The following is a 16,570-nucleotide window of genomic DNA, read 5'->3' on the forward strand; positions in this document are numbered from 1 at the left end:
CGGACCGCCCGCTCCTCCAACAGGCTCCCAACCACGGATGGCATATGCAGGGTGATCGCCGCGAGCGCCGCTCGAATGTCCTGAGACACAGGCTGCTGGCCGGCGCGGCCCTGATCGCCTGCGCGCCTCTGGCCTCGCCCGCGCTGGCTCAGACGGCGGCGGGGGCCCCGCAATCCGCGCCGGCGGCGGACGGCCTGGCGCCGGACGCCGTCTATGTCGAGGCCGAGAGCGCCCGCCGCGACGGCGATGTGGTGACTGCCCAGGGCGGGCCCGACGACCGCGTCTATCTGCGCACGCGCGGCCATACGCTGCGCGGGGAAAGCGTTTCCTACGACCTGGCGGCCGGGACGGCCGCGGCGCAAGGCCAGGTGGAGGCGACCGCGCCGGACGGCACCGTGGTCCACGCCAGCCGGCTGGAGCTGGACCAGAACCTGAACGCCGGCGTCGCGGTCGACTTCGCCACCCGCACGCCGGACGGCGCCAGCCTGATGGCCGCCACGGCCGTGCGTCGCAGCGAGACCGCCAACGAAATGAACTACGCCATCTTCACCCCCTGCCCGATCTGCGACGCCAACGGCCCCAAGACGCCCAGCGTGTCGATCCAGGCCGAAAAGGTGGTCCAGGACGAGGAGCTGCGGGCGATCCTTTACCGCAACGCCGTGTTCCGCATCGGCGGCGTGCCGGTGTTCTACACGCCCTTCTTCGCCCATCCCGATCCGACGGTGGAGCGGGCTTCGGGCCTGCTGGTGCCGATCGTCAACTATGACGAGGGACGCGGCGTCTCGGTAGAACTGCCCTATCTGATCGTGGTGTCGCCGTCCGAGGACTGGCTGATCAGCCCGCAGATCAACACCGAGGTCGCGCCGCTGCTGAACCTGCAATGGCGGCGGCGGTTCGTGAACGGCCAGGTCGTGGTGCGCGGCGGCTACACCTACGAGCGCAATTTCGGCGACTTCGACCTGAACGGCGACGGCGACTTCGAGAGCAACGTCCGCTTCGGCGACAGGGACCACCGCAGCTATCTGCTGTCGCACGGCGAGTTCGACCCGGAAGGGCCGTGGCGGTTCGGCTTCACCGCCGAGCGCACCTCGGACAAGACCCTGTTCGACCGCTACGACGTCCGCGATCCCTATCAGGACAACGGCCTCTATTACGGCGATCGCCGCCGCCTGATCAGCCAGGTGTACGCCGAGCGCCAGAGCGAGCGGTCCTACCTGTCCGTCGCGGCCTTCTCGATCCAGAGCCTGCGGCTGGACCCGCGCTTCGCCGACACCGACTTCCGCGACGCCGACGGCTTCAAGGTGTTCGAGGACGACGACACCCTGCCGCTTGTGGCGCCCCTGATCGACGCCCGCTGGGAGCCGGAAGGCCCGGTTCTGGGCGGGCGGCTGCGGCTGAAGGGATCGGCGGTGTCGCTCTACCGCGACGCCTACGTCGGCTCGCCCGTGCTTCGCCCCGAACTGCTGCCGACGACGACGGTCGGGGCAGGCGGCGTCGACACCCGCCGCGTCACGGGACAGTTCGAATGGCGTCGCGCCCTGATCTCGCCCCTGGGCGTGCGCTGGGAGCCCTTCGTCGACGGCCGGGCCGATGTCTATTCGGTCGGCGACTTGCCCCCGGTGCTGGGCGTCGATCCGGACGACGCCACCGTCAGCCGCACGCGCCTGAGCGCCGGCGTCGACGTCAGCTATCCGCTGATCCGGCGCACGGCCGAGGCGGACATCATCCTGGAGCCGGTGGCGCAGCTGTCGGTGTCGACGGACCCGGACCTGGATCCGCGCATCCCCAACGAGGACGCCCAGATCGTCGAGCTGGACGAATCCTCGCTGTTCCGCATCGACCGCTTCTCGGGCTACGACCTGCTGGAGGGCGGCGCCCGGTTCACCGCGGGCGGCCGGGCCACCATCCGCTGGGCCGAGGGCCGCAGCGCCAGCCTGTTCGTGGGCCGCAGCCACCGCTTCGACCAGGAAGACGCCTTCCGCACGCCGATCCCCGACGATCCGACGCGGCTTTACGATCCCACGGGCCTGGCTTCGGAGACGTCGGACTGGGTGGTCCAGGGCACGTTCTCGCCGTCCGACCGCATCCGCAGCTGGGGCCACGCCACCATCGACGGCTCGGGCGACATCCGCCGGGCCGAGGCGGCCGTGGACGGACGCTGGGGGCGACGCAACCTGGCCAGCATCAGCTACATCGTCGACCGTTCCGATCCGCTGTACATCGAGGACCGGCCCGACCCCGCCAATCCGGGCGGGCCGCCGCTGGGGTCGCTGAACCGCAACTACGAATTCATCCAGCTGGCCGGCCAGCAGTTCGTCTATCGCAACTGGGGCTTCACCGTCGCGGGCATCGCGGACCTGGAGCGCGACGTGATCACCCGCTCGGAAGTGGGCCTGCTGTTCGACGACGACTGCTTCCGCTTCGAACTGGGCTTCCGCCGCGACAACACGCGCGTGCGGCCCAGCGGCCCCTCCGAAGGGGTCTATGTGCGCCTAAACCTCGCCACTTTCGGAGGTTCAGGTTATGGACAGAGCGAAATGCGTTGAGCATGAGGCTTGACGGGGCGCGGTCATGGCGACGGCCCGGCGCGGCCGGGTGGACCGCTTTGAGGAATCAGGACGACCGATGGGTTTGATGCGTTATTCGACGGGGGCTGCGCTCGCGGCGGTCCTCCTCGCCGGTTCGGCTCATGGTCAGACAGCCCCGTCGCCGGCGCCGGCGCAGCCGCCCGCAGCCGGCGCGCTCAATCCCGCCGCCGAGGAAGCGCCCGCCCGCCAGGCCGCGGAGCCGCAATTCGAGATGGCCGACGGCATCGTCGCCACCGTCAACGACCGCATCATCACCGGCTATGACCTGCGCCAGCGGATGCTGATGCTGATCGCCTCGTCCCAGGTGCAGCCGACGCAGGAGAACCTGCCGGCGATCCAGCAGGCGGCGCTGAACGCCCTGATCGAGGATCAGCTGAAGGCCGGGGAGCTGGCGCAGTTCGCCGACCAGCTGCAGGTCACCGACGCCGACGTCGACGAAGAGATCGCGGCCATGGCCCAGTCCTCGGGAACGACGCCCCAGGCCTATCTCGACTATCTGCGCCAGGGCGGCATCCAGCCCGACGCCTTCCGCCAGAACATGCGCACCGACATCGGTTGGAGCCGTCTGGTGGGCGGCCGCTTCGGCAGCCGCGCCCGTCCGACGCCGGCTCAGGTCGATCAGGAGATGCGTCGTCTGAACCAGGCGGCCTCGCAGCCCCAGTATCTGATCGGCGAGATCTACATCGAGGCGGCGCGCGTCGGCGGCCAGCAGGCGGCCATGAACGGCGCCCAGCAGCTGGTCCAGCAGATCATCCAGGGCGCCCCGTTCCAGGCCGTGGCGCGGCAGTTCTCGGCCGCCCCGTCCGCCGCCGCGCGCGTGCCGGGCGACGCCGGCTGGCTGGTCAAGGGTTCGGTCCAGCCGGCGCTGCAGACGGTGTTCGACCAGCTTCAGCCGGGCCAGCTGTCGAATCCGATCGCGGTCGATGGCGGCGTGTACATCATCTACATGCGCGACAAGCGCGACGGCGCCGCGGCCAGCCTGGTGTCGATGAAGCAGGTGATGGTCCAGTTGCCCGAGACGGCGACCGAGGCGCAGGTCGCCGAGGCGACCCGCACCCTGGAGGGCCTGCGCCAGGGCCTGACGTGCGACAACATCCTGTCGCAGGCGCGCGCGACCCAGGGCGTGCTGGGCGCGGACCTGGGCGAATCGGACGTCGGCGACCTGGCGCCCCAGTTCCAGCAGTTCGCCCGCACCGGCGAGATCGGCACGGTTTCGACGCCGATCCGCACGCCCCTGGGCCTGCACCTGGTCGCCCTGTGCGGCCGCCGGGTCGGCGGGCCTGAAGCGCCGTCGCGCCAGCAGGTCGAAGGCCGCCTGCGTTCGCAGAACCTGCAGGTCCTGGAGCGGCGCTATTTGCGCGACCTGCGCAACGACGCCCTGATCGAGTTCAAGTGACCCGGCCTCTGGTCCTGACGCTGGGCGAGCCCGCCGGCGTCGGGCCGGAGATCATCGCGGCCGCCTGGCGCGCGCGTTCGACCGACGCCCTGCCCTTCGCCGTCATCGGCGACGCGGACCTGCTGCGCCGTCAGGGAGCGCCGATCGCCGAGGTCTTCGCGCCGGTCGATGCGGCCGAGGCCTTCCCGCGCGCCCTGCCCGTGATCCATCGGCCGCTGCCCGCGCCGGTCGTGGTCGGCCGGCCCGATCCGGCCAACGCTGCCGCGGTGGCCGACGGCGTCGAGGAGGCGGTCGGCCTGTGCCTGGCGGGCCAGGCGTCGGGGGTGGTCACCGCCCCCATCGCCAAGGCGCCGATGTACGCCTCGGGCTTCCGCTTTCCCGGCCATACGGAGTTCATCGCCGAACTGACCGCGGACGCGCCCTATCCGGGGACGCGCGGCCCGGTGATGATGCTGACGGCCAAGGATCTGCGCGCCTGCCTGGTGACGATCCATGTGGCCCTGGACCAGGTGGCCGAACTGCTGACGGCCGAGCGGGTGGCCCGCACCGCCCGCGTGGTCCACGAAAGCCTGAGGCGCGACTTCGCCATCGCCCGCCCGCGCCTGGCCATGGCCGCCCTGAACCCCCATGCGGGCGAGGGCGGCGCCCTGGGCCTGCAGGAGATCGAGACCCTGATTCCCGTGGCCGAACAGCTGCGCGGCGAAGGGATCGACATCACCGATCCCAGACCGGCCGACACCCTTTTCCATGAGGACGCGCGCGCGACCTATGACGCGGCGATCTGCATGTATCACGACCAGGCGCTGATCCCGGTCAAGACGCTGGACTTCTGGGGCGGGGTGAACGTCTCGCTGGGCCTGCCGATCATCCGCACCTCGCCCGACCACGGCACCGGCTTCGACATCGCCGGACAAGGGATCGCGCGGCCCGACAGCCTGATCGCCGCGATCCGACTGGCCTCGGAGATGGCGGCGGCGCGCGCCGCGCGCTAACAGGGCGCGGTGACCGACCTGCCCTCCCTCCGCGAAACGCTCGACGCCCACGGCCTGTCGGCCAAGAAGAGCTTCGGCCAGCATTTCCTGCTGGACCTGAACGTGACGCGAAAGATCGTGCGCCTGGCCGGACCGTTCGACGGCCGTGCGGTGATCGAGGTGGGTCCCGGCCCCGGCGGCCTGACCCGCGCCCTGCTGGAATCCGACGCGGGACCGGTGGTGCTGGTCGAGAAGGACCCCCGCTTCATCCCCCTGCTGTCCGAACTGGACGACGGCTCGGGCCGCCTGTCGATCGTCGAGGCCGACGCGCTGAAGGTGCGAGAGGCCGAACTGGTCCAGGGCCCGGCGCACCTGGTGTCGAACCTGCCCTACAACGTCGGCACGGCGTTGCTGATCAAATGGCTGACCGGGCCGTGGACGCCCTGCGCCCTGACCCTGATGTTCCAGAAGGAGGTCGCCGAGCGGGTCGTGGCGGCGCCCGGCGACGACGCCTATGGCCGGCTGGCGGTGATCTCCCAGGCGGTGTGCGCGGCGCGGATCGTCATGCATCTGCCCGCCGCCGCCTTCACCCCGCCGCCCAAGGTGGCCTCGGCCGTCGTGCATTTGGTCCCGCTGGAGCAACGCCCGTCGCCGGAGCGGCTGAAAAGGCTGGAGCGGGTCACCGCCGCCGCCTTCGGCCAGCGCCGCAAGATGCTGCGCTCGAGCCTGAAACAACTGGGCGGGGCGGCCCTGTGCGAGGCGGCCGGGATCGAGCCCGACGCCCGCGCCGAGACCATCGACATCGCGGGCTTCCTGCGGCTGGCGGACGCGCTTTCGCAATGACCGTCGAGCCGTTCCGCGCCATCGCCATCAGCCGCCTGGCCCATCGGCTGAAGACCGAGGGCCGGTCGATCATCCACATGGAGTTCGGCCAGCCTTCGACGGGCGCGCCCGCCGCCGCCATCGCCCGCGCCCACCAGGTGCTGGACGCCGACGCCATGGGCTATTGGGAAAGCCCGGCCCTGCGCGAACGGATCGCCCGGCTCTACGACCAGCGGCACGGCGTGGCGGTGGACCCGGACCGCGTCGTGCTGACCAACGGCGCATCCCCCGCCCTAGTGCTGGCGCTGACGGTCCGGTTCCGACCGGGAGACCGCGTGGCCCTGGCCCGGCCCGGCTATGTCGCCTATCGCAACACCCTGCGCGCCCTGCATCTGGAGCCGGTGGAGATCGCGTGCGGGGCCGAAAGCCGCTTCCAGCTGACCGCGGCCCATCTGGCGGCGCTGGACCCGGCCCCGGCGGGCGTCATCATCGCCAGCCCCGCCAATCCGACCGGGACGATCATCCCTGACGCCGAACTGGCCGCCATCGCCGAGGTCTGCCGCCGGCGTGGGATCGCCATCGTCTCGGACGAAATCTATCACGGCCTCAGCTACGTCGGGCCGACGGCCTCGATGCTGCAGTTCGCGCCGGACGCCTTCGTCATCAACAGCTTCTCCAAATACTGGAGCATGGCGGGATGGCGCTTGGGCTGGCTGGTCACGCCGGCCCCGCACACCGAGACGGCGCGCGCCCACATCGGCAATCTGTTCCTGACCCCGCCCAGCCTGAGCCAGCACGCCGGCCTGGTGGCGATGGACGCGCACGACGAACTGGAAGGCCACGTCCGCACCTATGCGCGCAACCGCGACCTGATGCTGGACGCCCTGCCGTCGCTGGGCCTGAGGAAGATCGCGCCGCCGGACGGCGCCTTCTACATCTGGGCCGACATCGGCCATCTGACCGACGACAGCCTGGCCTTCTGCGAGCGGATGCTGCGCGACACCGGCGTGGCTGCGGCGCCCGGCGTCGACTTCGATCCGGTCGAGGGCCGCCGCTTCATCCGCTTCAGCTTCGCCGTCTCGACGGACGAGGTGCAGGAGGCGCTGGACCGGCTGCGCCCCTGGTTCGCCGCTCTGGGCTAGCCGTCCTTCCTCACCCGTCCCGCCAGCCGGGCCAGGCGCGGCGTGGTCAGGGGGATGGTCAGCATGGTCGAGCCGACCGCCATCAGCAGCAGGGCGGTGAAGGTCTCGTTGGTGATGATCTGGCGGTCCAGCAGGATGTTGGCGAAGATGATCATGATCAGGGCCTTGGTCTGCAGCAGCCACCCCACGACGGAGGCCTCGCCCTTGGGCCATTTCAGGAGGCGGCCGGCCAGGTGGACCCCCGCCAGCTTGCCCGTCACCGAGGCGACCAGCAGGGCCGCCGCCGCGCCGAACACCATCAGCCCCCCGACGCCCCACTGGGTCCGCAGGCCGGTGCTGAGGAAGAAGACCGGCATGATCGCCAACAGGACATGGGTGCGGAACAGGTCCATCCGGGCCTGGTCGAACCACCGGGCGTCCAGAACCGCTCCGGCCAGGAAGGCGCCCACCATGAAATGCAGGCCCGACCAGTCGCCAGCCAGTCCGCAGGCGGCCAGCCAGATCAGGGCGACGTACCACCGATCGCCTTCCGGAATGCGCTTCATGATCCAGCGGACGGCCCAGGCCGCCACGGCGAACCCGATCAGGAAGGCCGCCTGCCGGCCGACCCGCTCCCAGTCGAGCAGGATCAGCGCCAGCACGCCCCAGATGGCGATGTCGTCCAGGCTGGCGTAGCGCAGGATGCGTTGGCCCAGCGGCTGGCGCAGGATGTCCAGCTTCTCCATGAACAGGACCAGGATCGGCAGGGCGGTGACGGCGCAGGCCATGCCCACGCCCAGCACCAGTTGCCAGGTCTGGCCCTGCGGTCCGATCCAGCCGGGGAAACGGATCATGCCCAGCGCCACCACGGCCCCGAACAGCAGCGGCGTGGCCAGGGCCAGGCCGGCCGTCACCCCGGTCTCGGCCTTGCGCTGCCAGGCCTGACTGAGGTCCAGTTCCAGCCCCGCCACGAAGACGAAGATCATCACCGCCCACCAGGCCACGCCGTTCAGGGCGGTGATCACGTCGGGGGTGAAGACGGTCGCGTAATAGGCCGGAAAGGCCGCGCCCAGGACGCCCGGCCCCAGCAGGACGCCGCCGATGATCTGCACCACCACCAGGGGCGCGTAATAGTCGGTCCTCAGCCCGCGCCAAATCAGATAGGGCGCGCTGAAGATGATCAGCATGGCCGCCAGATAGAGCTCGGTCGTGGTCACGCCGTGATGCATCGCTTCCCCCGTTTTCGGCGAGCCTAGAGCGTGACGCGTCGAGAGGAAATCGCCGATCTGCGCCCGGTCAGGCCGCCCGTTCGACCGCCTCGGCGCCGGCCGCGGCGCGTTGCAGGGCGTCGTACAGACGCCGGGGCTCCAGGGGCTTGGCCAGCCAGTCCGTCATTCCGGCGGCGTAGCAGGCCGCGACCTGTTCGGCCTCCGTGCCCGCGCTGAAGCCGATCACGGGCGTGGCGGCGTTGGGTCCGCCCGAGGCGCGCAGGCGGCGCGTGGTCTCGTTGCCGTCGATGCCGGGCATGTTGACGTCCATCAGCACCACGTCGAAGGCGCGCTGGTCCAGCAGCGACAGGGCGATATGGCCGTCGGAGGCGGTCGTCAGGTCCACGTCCAGCGGCTGCAGCACCAGGGCGATGGTGCGGCGGTTGATCTCGTGATCGTCGACGGCCAGGACGCGGATGCGGCGCATCGGTGCGGGCGGCGCGGCGTCGGAGGCGTCCTCCGGCGCGACGGGCGTTCCGGGGGGCAGATCGACGCACAGGGTGAAGGTCGCGCCCTGCCCCTCGACGCTGGTGGCGGTCAGATCACCGCCCATCAGACGGGCCAGTTCGCGGCTGACCGTCAGGCCCAGACCCGTGCCGCCATAGGTGCGGGCCACCTCGGCGGACCCTTGCGCAAACGGCGAGAACAGCCGCGTCATCGCCTCGGCCGAGATGCCAGCGCCCTGGTCGGCGACGGTCAGGGTCAGGCAGCGCCGCCCCTCGCTGACCGGGGCCTGGGCGCGCAGGCGGATCACGCCCGAGGGCGTGAACTTGATGGCGTTGGAGATCAGGTTGTTGACCACCTGGCGCAGCCGGTAGGGGTCGCCGCGCAGCCAAACCGGATCGCTGTCGACGCCCGACGCCTCCAGCCTCAGGCCCTTCTCGGCGGCCGGGGCGGCCCAGAAGCGCACCGCGTCGCGGATGAAGTCGCCCAGCTCGAAGGCGCGCGCCTCCAGCGGCATGGCGCCCGCCTCCATCTTGGAGTGATCGAGCAGGTCGTTCAGCATCCCCGTCATCAGCCGGCCGGCGTCGATGATGAGGTCGGCCGTTTCCTCGCGCTGGTCAGGCAGCGTGCCGTCGCGAAGGACGTGGGCGCCGGCCAGGATGGCGCTGACGGGGGTGCGCAGTTCGTGGCTGACGATGGCGGCCATGGCGGCGCGATCGGCCATCGCCGCCTGCGCTTGCTCCACGCGCCGTTCCGATTCCGCCAGGGCCTGGATCTCGGCGCGACGCGCGGCGTGCACCCGCCAATAGACGTTCAGGATGGCGCCGGCGAACAGCGCCGACGCCAGCGACATCACCACCACGCCCTGCAGGTCGCCCTGGACGATCTTGACCACCGGCATCAGGGCCAGGACCACCAGATAGGGCGTGGCGCCGACGAAGAAGACGGTGCGCGAGCCGATGCCCGAGGCCACATTGGTCAGCAATCCGCCGGCCAGGGTCAGGGCGGCCAGGGTCACCAGGGCGGGATAGTTGGTGGACCAGATCGCCAGGCCGACGCCGCCATAGGCCGTCGCCATCAGGGCGGTCGAGGCCAGGGCCAGCCCCATCAGCCGCGGATCGTCCGAAGGAACGGCTCGCCGAAACGGCGTCATGGCCAGATATTCGAACAGCTGCACCAGGGCGGCCAGGCCCAGCCACGGTCCGATCCACCCGCCCAGGCCGGCCGCGTGAAGGGCCCAGGCGACCACGCAGGCCAGCAGTATCCGCACCGGAACCTGTTTCAGCCTCTCCCGCGCGCTGGCCGCCAGGATCGGACCGAGAGACTTCAGAAAACGCATTAACCCACCCCGTTCGCCCTACCCTTAGGTCAGTTTCGCGAACGGCTTATGAATCGCCGGCCAAGGAACGGCGATCTAGGGGGTCTCCCTTAGTCGGCTGTTTACCCGCTGGAAGCGGCGAGACGCGAAACCGGACCCGTGAGTAGCGTAGCGTAGAGTAGAGTACCGAGGCGGCGCCGCACCCCCCGCGGCGTCGCCTTCAGACCACCTCGCGCAGCAGGGCGTCCTGATACTGGCGGACCCACAGGTTGCGGAAACGCCTCGACCGCTCGGCGTGATAGATGTGCGCCAGCTCGGCGTAGGACCGGTCGAAGTCCTCGTTCACCAGCACATAGTCGAACTCGCCGCAGTGCTCGATCTCGCCCTTGGCGTTGGCCACGCGGCGTTCGATCACGTCCTCTGCGTCCTGTGAGCGGGTGACCAGGCGGCGACGCAGCTCGGCCAGGCTGGGCGGAAGGATGAAGACGCGCACGGCGTCCTCCGGGCATTTCTCGGCCACGTCGCGCGCGCCCTGCCAGTCGATATCGAACAGCACGTCGCGCCCCTCGGCCAGGGCGCGGTCGACCGGCGCGCGCGGGCTGCCGTAGCGGTTGCCGTGCACGTCGGCCCATTCCAGGAAGGCGTCGGCGTCGATCAGCCGCTGGAATTCCTCGTGGCTGACGAAGTTGTAGTCGCGGCCGTGCACCTCTCCGGGCCGGATGTCGCGCGTGGTCATGGACACCGACAGCTCCAGCGCCCTGTGGTCGGCCATCAGCCGGCGGCACAGGCTGGTCTTGCCCGCGCCCGAGGGGCTGGCGACGATCAGCAGGACGCCGCGGCGGGGGGTGTGTTCATTCGACATTCTGGACCTGTTCACGCAACTGCTCGATCACCGCCTTCAGCTCCAGGCCGATTCCGGTCAGGGCGGTGGTAGCGGATTTCGAGCACAGGGTGTTCGCCTCGCGCATGAATTCCTGCATCAGGAAGTCCAGCTTGCGCCCCGCCGGCGGCTGGCCCAGCAGTTGGCGGGCCGAGGCGACATGGGCGGTCAGTCGATCCAGCTCCTCGCGCACGTCGGCCTTGGCCGCCAGGGCGGCGGCTTCCAGGAAGATGCGGTCCTCAAGGCCCGGCGCGTCGGGCGCCAGTTCGGCGATGCGACGGGTGAAGCGCTCGCGGATGGCCTCGACCTGGCCCTGGGCCTCGGCCTCGGCCTGACCGACCAGGGTCTCGATCCGGGCGACGAAATCCTGCAGCAGCGGCGCCAGCTGCGCCCCCTCGCGCTGACGAGAGGCCTTCAGGGCGTCCAGCGCCGCCTCCAAGGTTTTCGCCATTTCGGCCTGGACGGCGGCGCGCGTCTCGGCGTCGTCCTCTTCCTCCGGGGCCTCGATGACGCCCCGCAGCGCCAGCATGCCGTCGGCCGACGGCGGCGTGGCCCCGTCCTCCGCCAGCTGATTGGCGAGCGAGAGATAGCGCGCCAGCAGGGGCTCGTTGACGACCACGGCGACATCGGCGGCCTGGGCGCGGCGCGCCTGCAGGCCCAGCGTCACCTGGCCGCGCGCGAACCGGGCCTGGGCGGACGTCTTGGCCAGCCGCTCCAGTTCGTCGAAGCCGTTGGGGCCGCGATAGCGGACCTCCAGATTGCGGCCGTTGACCGAGCGGGCCTCGACCGACCAGGTCCAGCCGTCCGCTGCGCCATCGGCGCGGCCGAAGCCGGTCATGCCCGAAATCTGTCCGCTCACCGGTTCGGCCCCTGGCTGGCGCCGGCCGGCAGGGTCAGCGTCGCCTGGCCCGGCGGGGCCGCAGCGGCGGGCTGGCCGGCGGGATCGGTCATGGGCGCCGTCGACATCCCCGGCGCGGCCGGAGCCGGCGCCTCGGGCGGCAGGCCGGCCTTCTGGCGTTCGATCTGGCGCCAGCGGGCGACGTTGCGCAGGTGCTCCTCGTAGGTGTTGGCGAAGGCGTGGCCGCCCGTGCCGTCGGCGACGAAGAACAGGGCCGGGTCGGCCGGCGGGTTCAGCACCGCGCGCAGGGCCTCGCGGCCCGGATTGGCGATCGGCGTCGGCGGCAGGCCGTCGATCAGATAGGTGTTCCAGGGCGTGGCCTGGGTCAGTTCCGAACGGCGGATGCCGCGCCCCAGGGGCCGGCCCTTGGTCAGGCCATAGACGATGGTCGGGTCGCTCTCCAGCCGCATCCCCTGGCGCAGCCGGTTGGTGAAGACGGCGGCGACGCGCGGGCGCTCGGCGGCGACGCCGGTTTCCTTCTCGACGATCGAGGCCAGGATCAGCGCCTCCTCCGGATTGCGCGCGATGGTCCCGGGCGCGCGCTGCGCCCACAGGACGCGCAGGTTGTCGCGGGCGGCGACCTGCATCCGCTCGATCACCGACTGACGGCTTTCGCCGCGGGTGACCTCATAGGTCTCGGGCCACAGGGTCCCCTCTTCGGGCGTCTCCTCCACCGATCCGACCAGGACCGGCTGGCGCATCAGGATGTCCACCGCCTGGGCCGAGGACCAGCCTTCGGGCAGGGTCACGAAGTGGCGCACCACCCGCCCCTCGACCATCAGCTTCAAGACCCCGGCCAGCGAGGTTCCAGACGGCACGTCGTACTCGCCCGCGCGAAGCCGCCGATCCGCCCCGGTCAGCGACGCCGCCGCCTTGAAAAGGTCCGGCGACCGGATGACGCCCGCCGCCTTCATCTGGGCCGCGATGGCCGAGACGCTGGACCCGCTGGGCAGGGTCACGACGGTCGAATCGCCCTGCCGCGCGGCGGGGCCGGGCGCGTAATAGACCGCCCAGATCGCCGCCAGGGCCACGATGAGGAACAGGGCGAAGGTCGCCGAGCCCGTCAGCAGGGCGACGGTCAGGCCCGATCGCTTCTCGACCCGTCCGCGCCCGAACATCTCAGTCCACGACCTTCTTGAAGATCACCGAGGCGTTGGTGCCGCCGAAGCCGAAGCTGTTGGACATGGCCACGTCGATCTTCATCGGCTTGCCCTTGTGCGGGACCAGGTCGATCGCCGTCTCGTGCTCCGGGTCGTCCAGGTTGATGGTCGGCGGGGCGATCTGGTCGCGGATGGCCAGGACGCAGAAGGCCGCCTCGATGGCGCCGGCCGCGCCCAGCAGGTGGCCGGTCATCGACTTGGTCGAGGAGACGGCCAGATCCTTGGCGTGGTCGCCGACCAGCCGCTCGATGGCCTTCAGCTCGATCCAGTCGGCCATCGTCGAGGTGCCGTGGGCGTTGACGTAGTCGAGGTCGGAGGGTTGCAGCCCGGCGCGCTTCAGCGCCGCCTTCATGGCCCGCTCGCCGCCCTCGCCGTCCTCGGACGGGGCGGTGATGTGATAGGCGTCGCCGCTCATGCCATAGCCGACGACCTCGGCGTAGATGGTCGCGCCGCGCGCCTTGGCGTGCTCGTATTCCTCCAGCACGAAGATTCCCGCGCCCTCGCCCATGACGAAGCCGGCGTGGCCCCGGTCGTAGGGGCGCGAGGCCGTCTCGGGCGTGTCGTTATAGGCGGTGCACAGGGCCTTGCAGGCCAGAAAGCCCGCGATGCCAATGGGCACGATGGAGCTTTCCGCCCCGCCGCACACCATGACGTCGGCGTCGTCCAGGGCGATCATCCGCGCCGCGTCGCCGATGGCGTGGGCGCCGGTGGCGCAGGCGGTGACGACCGCGTGGTTGGGCCCCTTCAGGCCGTGGCGGATCGAGATCTGGCCGCCGGCCAGGTTGATCAGGGCGCTGGGAATGAAGAAGGGGCTGACGCGGCGCGGACCCTGCTCCTTCAGGATGATGGCGGTGTCGGCGATGGGGCCCAGGCCGCCGATGCCGGCGCCGACCATGACGCCCGTGCGCTCGCGCGCCTCGTTGGTCTCGGGTTTCCAGTTCGCGTCGTGCAGGGCCTCGTCGGCCGCCGCGATGGCGTATAGGATGAAGTCGTCGACGCGCTTCCTGTCCTTGGCCGACATGATCTGGTCGGGGTCGAAGTCGCCCTCGCCGCCGCCGCCGCGGCCGTCCACGCTGGGCACCTCCCCGGCGATGGTGCAGGCGTAGCCCTCGGTGTCGAAGGCGGTGATCGGACCGATGCCCGAACGCCCCTCGACGATGCCCTTCCAGCTCTTTTCGACGCCCCAGCCCAGGGGGGTCAGCAGGCCGATTCCTGTCACCACGACGCGGCGCATGGCGTTCGCTCCTTCGCTCTTATCGCTTCATCGCGAATCCCGAAGCCGGATTCGCGGGTCAGAAACAGTAAAGGCCGCCGGGCGTCTCCGCTAGGAGCGCCGGGCGGCCCTGACTATCGCCGATCGGCGGCTGAAATCAGCCGGCCGACTTTTCGTCGATGTACTTCACGGCGTCGCCGACCGTCTGGATGTGTTCGGCGGCGTCGTCGGGGATTTCGATGTCGAATTCTTCTTCGAAGGCCATCACCAGCTCGACGTTGTCGAGCGAGTCGGCGCCCAGGTCGTCGATGAAGCTGGCCTTTTCCGTGACCTTGTCCGGATCGGCGTCCAGGTGGTCGATGACGATCTTGCGAACGCGCTCGAGGGTGTCGGACATGAGTGTCTCTCTGCCTGTTTAAATGCGCCGTAGAGGCGGGGTCTCATCAAAAATCGCCGTCTCACGGCAGCGCCGGCGACGCAAGCCCAAAGGGATCGAACCGCCAATGCATACCGCCCTTTAGCACAGCCGTCGGGGCGGGAAATAGTCTGTTGCGTGTCGTGATCGCGGTCAGATCATCGCCATGCCGCCGTTGACGTGCAAGGTCTGGCCCGTGACATAGGCGGCCTCGTCCGAACACAGATAGACGGCGGCGGCGGCGATCTCGTCGCCCGAACCCAGGCGACCGGCGGGGATCCGGGCCAGGATGGTCTCGCGCTGCTGCTCGTTCAGCACGTCCGTCATGGGGCTGGCGATGAAGCCCGGCGCGATGCAGTTGACGGTGATCCCGCGCGAGCCGACCTCCTGGGCCAGCGACTTGGAAAAGCCGATCATGCCGGCCTTGGACGCCGAATAGTTGGTCTGGCCGGGGTTGCCGGTCACGCCGACCACCGAGGTCACGCCGATGATGCGGCCGGCGCGGCGCTTCATCATGCCCTTCACCGCCGCGCGGGTCAGGCGGAAATAGCTTTCCAGATTGACCTTGAGCACGTGCTCGAAGTCCTCGTCCTTCATCCGCATCAGCAGGCCGTCCTTGGTGACGCCCGCATTGGCCACCAGGATGTCCAGCGGCGCGCCCGCCGCCGTTTCCGCCGCATTGACCAGATTGTCGACCGACTCGCCGTCCGACAGGTTGGCCGTGGCGAAATGCGCCCGCTCGCCCAGTTCCCTGGCCAGGTCCGCCAGCACCGCCTCACGCGTGCCCGACAGCACCACGGTCGCGCCCTGGGCGTGCAGCGCCCGCGCGATCGCCCCGCCGATGCCGCCCGTCGCGCCCGTCACCAGCGCAGTCTTGCCTGCGAGATTGAACATCCGTGTCTCTCCTGTTCCGTCATCCTCGGGCTTGACCCGAGGATCAGGCGCCGTGCGGCGCCGATGTCGATGATGGCGCTCGCTCTCTAACGCCGAAGTGCGGATGGTCCGATCCTCGGGTCAAGCCCGAGGATGACGGCGATCGGGCGATCAGAGGCCCTTCGCGAACGCTTCCAGGTCTTCCGGCGTGTTCAGCGGCAGGCTTTCGGCCTCCGGCGCGATCCGCTTGGCCATGCCGGTCAGCACCTTGCCCGAGCCGACCTCGACGAAGCGCGTCACGCCGCCCTCACCCGCCATCCATTCCATGCTCTCGCGCCAGCGCACCCGGCCGGTGACCTGTTCAACCAGCAGGCGGCGGAGGGTCTCCGGGTCGGTCTCCGGGCGGGCGGTGACATTGGCCACCACCGGCACGGCCGGCGCCAGGATGGCGGCCGAGGCCAGGGCCTGGGCCATCTCGTCGGCGGCCGGCTGCATCAGCGGACAGTGGAACGGCGCCGAGACGTTCAGCGGGATCGCCCGCGCGCCCAGTTCCTTGGCCTTTTCGATGGCGCGGTCCACCGCCGCCTTGTCGCCCGAGATGACGATGTTGCCGGCGTTGTTGTCATTGGCGACGACGCAGACGCCGACCTCGGCGCCCGCCGCGGCGGCGGCCTCGGCCAGGGCCAGGTCGGTCCTGGGTCCGATCAGCGAGGCCATCGCCCCCCTGCCCACCGGGACGGCGCGCTGCATGGCCTGGCCGCGCAGCTTCAGCAGGCGCGCGGTGTCCGGCACGCTCAGCGCGCCCGCCGCCGCCAGGGCCGAATATTCGCCCAGCGAATGCCCGGCGACGAAGGCCGCCTGGGCCACGTCCACGCCGAACTCGGCCTTCAGCACCCGGATCACGGCCAGGGACACGGCCATCAGGGCCGGCTGGGCGTTCTCGGTCAGGGTCAGCTGGTCCTCCGGCCCCTCGCGCATCAGGACCGACAGCTTCTGGCCCAGGGCCTCGTCGACCTCGGCGAAGACGTCGCGGGCGGACTGGAAGGCGTCGGCCAGCGGCGCGCCCATGCCGACGGCCTGGCTGCCCTGTCCGGGGAAAAGAAGCGCGAGCGTCATGGGCGTTTCGTCCGTCATCGTCCTGGAATCGAGCCGGGAGGGGTAGGCGAAAGCCTCCCCTACGGCAAGCCAGACCGAAAACAGGCC

14 protein-coding genes are annotated in these 16,570 nt (G+C 70.4%); 5 read left to right on the forward strand and 9 right to left on the reverse strand.

The features are described 5' to 3' along the window. The first annotated feature begins 44 nt into the window (after window positions 1-44). The 5 genes from M8231_RS11120 to M8231_RS11140 all read left to right on the forward strand — a co-directional run bounded on the left by M8231_RS11120 (window position 45) and on the right by M8231_RS11140 (window position 6,919). Window positions 45-2,546 carry an LPS-assembly protein LptD gene (locus tag M8231_RS11120; RefSeq protein WP_249749923.1) on the forward strand — a complete coding sequence of 834 codons (2,502 nt, stop codon included), beginning with the start codon at window positions 45-47 and terminating at the stop codon, window positions 2,544-2,546. A 79-nt stretch (window positions 2,547-2,625) separates the two neighbouring features. Beyond that, entirely contained in the window at window positions 2,626-3,984 is a 1,359-nt protein-coding gene (locus tag M8231_RS11125) for a peptidylprolyl isomerase (protein ID WP_250201476.1), read from the forward strand. Continuing rightward, the gene (pdxA, locus tag M8231_RS11130) at window positions 3,981-4,976 is read left to right on the forward strand and encodes a 4-hydroxythreonine-4-phosphate dehydrogenase PdxA (protein ID WP_249749921.1); all 996 of its coding nucleotides are present in this window, start codon (window positions 3,981-3,983) and stop codon (window positions 4,974-4,976) included. The genes M8231_RS11125 and pdxA overlap by 4 nt, the downstream gene beginning before the upstream one ends. A 9-nt stretch (window positions 4,977-4,985) precedes the next feature. Further along, a complete protein-coding gene (rsmA, locus tag M8231_RS11135; protein WP_249749920.1) occupies window positions 4,986-5,798 on the forward strand; it encodes a 16S rRNA (adenine(1518)-N(6)/adenine(1519)-N(6))-dimethyltransferase RsmA in 813 nt (270 codons plus the stop codon). Further along, entirely contained in the window at window positions 5,795-6,919 is a 1,125-nt protein-coding gene (locus M8231_RS11140; protein ID WP_249749919.1) for a pyridoxal phosphate-dependent aminotransferase, read from the forward strand. Before rsmA ends, M8231_RS11140 begins: the two co-directional genes overlap by 4 nt. On the opposite strand, the gene M8231_RS11145 is transcribed toward M8231_RS11140, so the two are convergent. From M8231_RS11145 to fabD, 9 genes are all read right to left on the reverse strand, one after another. After that, window positions 6,916-8,115: a cation:proton antiporter gene (locus M8231_RS11145; RefSeq protein ID WP_250201477.1), complete on the reverse strand. Its 1,200-nt coding sequence runs from the start codon at window positions 8,113-8,115 to the stop codon at window positions 6,916-6,918. The two genes, M8231_RS11140 and M8231_RS11145, sit on opposite strands and share 4 nt — an antisense overlap. Window positions 8,116-8,194: 79 nt before the next feature. Next, window positions 8,195-9,949 (reverse strand): ATP-binding protein, encoded by a 1,755-nt coding sequence (locus M8231_RS11150; RefSeq protein WP_250201478.1) that lies wholly within the window; start codon window positions 9,947-9,949, stop codon window positions 8,195-8,197. Window positions 9,950-10,148: 199 nt separating this feature from the next. Continuing rightward, on the reverse strand, window positions 10,149-10,790 hold the full coding sequence (gene gmk / locus M8231_RS11155; RefSeq protein ID WP_249749916.1) for a guanylate kinase: 642 nt from the start codon (window positions 10,788-10,790) through the stop codon (window positions 10,149-10,151). Further along, window positions 10,780-11,646 (reverse strand): YicC/YloC family endoribonuclease, encoded by an 867-nt coding sequence (locus M8231_RS11160; RefSeq protein WP_250202608.1) that lies wholly within the window; start codon window positions 11,644-11,646, stop codon window positions 10,780-10,782. The genes gmk and M8231_RS11160 overlap by 11 nt, the downstream gene beginning before the upstream one ends. Before the next feature lie 17 nt (window positions 11,647-11,663). Continuing rightward, entirely contained in the window at window positions 11,664-12,824 is a 1,161-nt protein-coding gene (gene mltG, locus M8231_RS11165; protein WP_249749915.1) for an endolytic transglycosylase MltG, read from the reverse strand. Between the two features lies 1 nt (window position 12,825). Continuing rightward, entirely contained in the window at window positions 12,826-14,100 is a 1,275-nt protein-coding gene (gene fabF, locus M8231_RS11170) for a beta-ketoacyl-ACP synthase II (protein WP_250201479.1), read from the reverse strand. A 136-nt stretch (window positions 14,101-14,236) separates the two neighbouring features. Continuing rightward, entirely contained in the window at window positions 14,237-14,476 is a 240-nt protein-coding gene (locus tag M8231_RS11175; protein ID WP_249749913.1) for an acyl carrier protein, read from the reverse strand. Window positions 14,477-14,647: 171 nt separating this feature from the next. Continuing rightward, window positions 14,648-15,388, reverse strand: a complete 741-nt coding sequence (fabG, locus tag M8231_RS11180) for a 3-oxoacyl-[acyl-carrier-protein] reductase (RefSeq protein ID WP_249749912.1) — start codon at window positions 15,386-15,388, stop codon at window positions 14,648-14,650. A gap of 150 nt (window positions 15,389-15,538) precedes the next feature. Then, window positions 15,539-16,483, reverse strand: a complete 945-nt coding sequence (gene fabD / locus M8231_RS11185; protein WP_249749911.1) for an ACP S-malonyltransferase — start codon at window positions 16,481-16,483, stop codon at window positions 15,539-15,541. Window positions 16,484-16,570: the final 87 nt, after the last annotated feature.

Source organism: Brevundimonas albigilva (assembly GCF_023573565.1).
In the GTDB taxonomy this organism is placed as follows: Bacteria; Pseudomonadota; Alphaproteobacteria; order Caulobacterales; family Caulobacteraceae; genus Brevundimonas; species Brevundimonas albigilva.

Coding starts and splice junctions, on each gene's coding strand:
- M8231_RS11125 (WP_250201476.1), top strand. CDS start 2,626: ATGGGTTTGATGCGTTATTCGACGGGGGCTGCGCTCGCGGCGGTCCTC.
- M8231_RS11140 (WP_249749919.1), top strand. CDS start 5,795: ATGACCGTCGAGCCGTTCCGCGCCATCGCCATCAGCCGCCTGGCCCAT.
- M8231_RS11160 (WP_250202608.1), bottom strand. CDS start 11,646: ATGACCGGCTTCGGCCGCGCCGATGGCGCAGCGGACGGCTGGACCTGG.
- fabG (WP_249749912.1), bottom strand. CDS start 15,388: ATGTTCAATCTCGCAGGCAAGACTGCGCTGGTGACGGGCGCGACGGGC.
- mltG (WP_249749915.1), bottom strand. CDS start 12,824: ATGTTCGGGCGCGGACGGGTCGAGAAGCGATCGGGCCTGACCGTCGCC.
- fabD (WP_249749911.1), bottom strand. CDS start 16,483: ATGACGCTCGCGCTTCTTTTCCCCGGACAGGGCAGCCAGGCCGTCGGC.
- gmk (WP_249749916.1), bottom strand. CDS start 10,790: ATGTCGAATGAACACACCCCCCGCCGCGGCGTCCTGCTGATCGTCGCC.
- M8231_RS11175 (WP_249749913.1), bottom strand. CDS start 14,476: ATGTCCGACACCCTCGAGCGCGTTCGCAAGATCGTCATCGACCACCTG.
- M8231_RS11150 (WP_250201478.1), bottom strand. CDS start 9,949: ATGCGTTTTCTGAAGTCTCTCGGTCCGATCCTGGCGGCCAGCGCGCGG.
- fabF (WP_250201479.1), bottom strand. CDS start 14,100: ATGCGCCGCGTCGTGGTGACAGGAATCGGCCTGCTGACCCCCCTGGGC.
- M8231_RS11120 (WP_249749923.1), top strand. CDS start 45: ATGCAGGGTGATCGCCGCGAGCGCCGCTCGAATGTCCTGAGACACAGG.